Here is a 1,761-nt window from a genome sequence, read left to right on the forward strand (position 1 = left end):
GAAGGGGACCGAGTTCGAGAACATGAGCCTGGAGGAGATCGTCAAGAAGTCCTCCGGCGGCATCTACAACAACTCGGCCCAGGACTGGAACCACACCTTCTTCTGGAACTGCATGAAGCCCAACGGGGGCGGTGAACCCACCGGCGCGCTGGCCGCGGCCATCAACGCGAAGTGGGGCAGCTACGCCGCCTTCAAGGAAGCCTTCGTCAAGAGCGCCGTGGGCAACTTCGGTTCGGGCTGGACCTGGCTGGTCAAGAAGGCCGATGGCTCGGTGGACATCGTCAACATGGGCGCCGCTGGCACCCCGCTGACCACCGCCGACAAGGCCCTGCTGACGGTGGACGTGTGGGAACACGCCTACTACATCGACTACCGCAACCTGCGCCCGAAGTTCGTCGAGACCTTCCTGGACAAGCTGGTCAACTGGTCGTTCGCCGAAGCCAACTTCGCCTGATCGATCCGATGGTGCAGGCCGCTCAGGTGGCGACCATCCAAAGCCCGGGGGCTCTGCTCCCGGGCTTTTTTTCTGCCCGGACACGAAAAAAGTTGAAAAAAATCGGCGCAATTTTCGTATTGCGGTAAACCAGTTCAAAAAATGAACTACCGGTCAGAGCCTTGAAAGCAAAATCCCGGACGATCCCCGGCGCCGCCACCGAGCAACCGACCGGTCGGTAGGGAACAGACAACCACACAGGAGCAACGCGATGACATCGTCTTCCACCATCATCTACACACTGACCGACGAAGCCCCGCTGCTGGCCACCAGCGCTTTCCTGCCCATCGTGCGCACCTTCGCTGCGCCGGCGGGCGTGCAAGTGGCCACCAGCGACATCTCGGTCGCTGCGCGTGTGCTGGCCACCTTCGCCGACTACCTCACGCCTGAGCAGCGCGTCCCCGATGCCCTGAGCGAACTGGGGCAGCTGACCCTCAAGCCCGAAGCCAACATCATCAAGCTGCCCAACATCAGCGCCTCGGTGGGCCAACTGGTGGCCTGCGTGCGCGAACTGCAGGCCAAGGGCTACGCGTTGCCGGACTACCCGGAAGACCCGAAGACGGACGAGGAAAAAGCCATCCGCGCGATGTACGCCAAGTGCACCGGCTCGGCGGTGAACCCGGTGCTGCGCGAAGGCAACTCCGACCGCCGCGCACCGCGCGCCGTCAAGGAATTCGCCCGCAAGAACCCGCACAGCATGGCCGAGTGGAGCCAGGCTTCGCGCAGCCACGTCTCGCACATGCACCGCGGCGACTTCTACCACGGTGAAAAGTCGATGACGCTGGACAAGGCGCGCGACGTCAAGATGGAGCTGCTCACCCAGAGCGGCAAGACCATCGTGCTCAAGCCCAAGGTCTCGCTGCTGGACCGCGAGGTCATCGACAGCATGTTCATGAGCAAGAAGGCCTTGCTGGACTTCTATGAGCGCGAAATCGAGGATGCGCGCAAGACCGGGGTGATGTTCTCCCTGCACGTCAAGGCCACGATGATGAAGGTGTCTCACCCGATCGTGTTCGGCCACGCGGTCAAGGTCTTCTACAAGGACGCGTTCGCCAAGCACGGCAAGCTGTTCGACGAGCTCGGCGTCAACGTCAACAACGGGCTCTCCGACCTCTACGACAAGATCGAATCGCTGCCCGCCTCGCAGCGCGAGGAGATCATCGAAGACCTGCACAAGTGCCACGAGCACCGGCCCGAACTGGCCATGGTCGACTCCGCCCGCGGCATCACCAATTTCCACTCGCCCAGTGACGGGATCGTCGACGCAT

The 1,761-nt window shown here is 62.5% G+C and carries 2 protein-coding genes; both read left to right on the forward strand.

The annotated features are described in order from the left end of the window. Nucleotides 1-454: superoxide dismutase (locus ACR2JA_RS15220; RefSeq protein ID WP_434009924.1), on the forward strand; the 454-nt coding region annotated here is incomplete at its 5' end. 250 nt (nucleotides 455-704) lie between these two features. After that, nucleotides 705-1,761: NADP-dependent isocitrate dehydrogenase (locus ACR2JA_RS15225; RefSeq protein ID WP_434009925.1), on the forward strand; the 1,057-nt coding region annotated here is incomplete at its 3' end.

The sequence above is a fragment of the Hydrogenophaga sp. genome (genome assembly GCF_051007235.1).
GTDB lineage: Bacteria > Pseudomonadota > Gammaproteobacteria > Burkholderiales > Burkholderiaceae_C > Hydrogenophaga.